Source organism: Cupriavidus sp. 05N39, assembly GCF_056397325.1.
This window is the reverse complement of the sequence record NZ_JBFTNE010000278.1, coordinates 1-564: the sequence shown is the minus strand read 5'-3', so window position 1 is coordinate 564 and position 564 is coordinate 1. Positions and strand designations below refer to the sequence as shown.

Annotated in this window: 1 protein-coding gene; it reads left to right on the top strand. The window is 49.0% G+C overall.

All coding sequences use genetic code 11. From position 1 onward, the window contains the following. A partial coding sequence (locus AC1DN0_RS41285) for a restriction endonuclease (RefSeq protein ID WP_477146634.1) occupies window positions 1-247 on the top strand: 247 nt, incomplete at its 5' end. Between the last annotated feature and the right edge of the window lie 317 nt (window positions 248-564).

The window sequence follows — 564 nt, the reverse complement described above, 5'->3', positions numbered from 1 at the left end:
GCACGGGATCATTCAGTGTAAGAGACAAAAAGACAAAGTGGAGAAGGTTGTTGTCAAAGGTCTTATGACAGACGTCCAGTTTGYCGACGCACATTTTGGCTTGATTGTGACAAGCTCAGAATTAAGTGTGGGTGCTCGAAATACAATCGTCTCCCGTGGATATCCAATTGAGGAAGTCAACAAAGAGGGTGTTGCTAAATGGCTGATGACACTGAGGACGCCAGGCACTGGAATCGTACGAAATTAGCAGTGCCGGCAAGGCGAGATGGGGAGATGGGGAGATGGAGGAGGTTGCGAAAGTGCGATCTCCAGGCGCCTGGTTTTTTGTCTCAATTTCGGGGCAGAACAGGCGAGCCGCTTCGCCATCGCGCGTCGCTCACATGTTAATTACTTAACATAATAAATGTTATGTTACCTGTTGGTATGTTCTGAAGTGTTGCGTGTGGGACGGCACGGAGACTTCAGATACCGCAACGGAAAAGTGCTTTTATGGTATCTTTCGCCGTTGCGTTTTTGTTGTGGGTTTAGGTTTTATGTTCGTTCAGGTCAGCGCCGCCGCCGTGC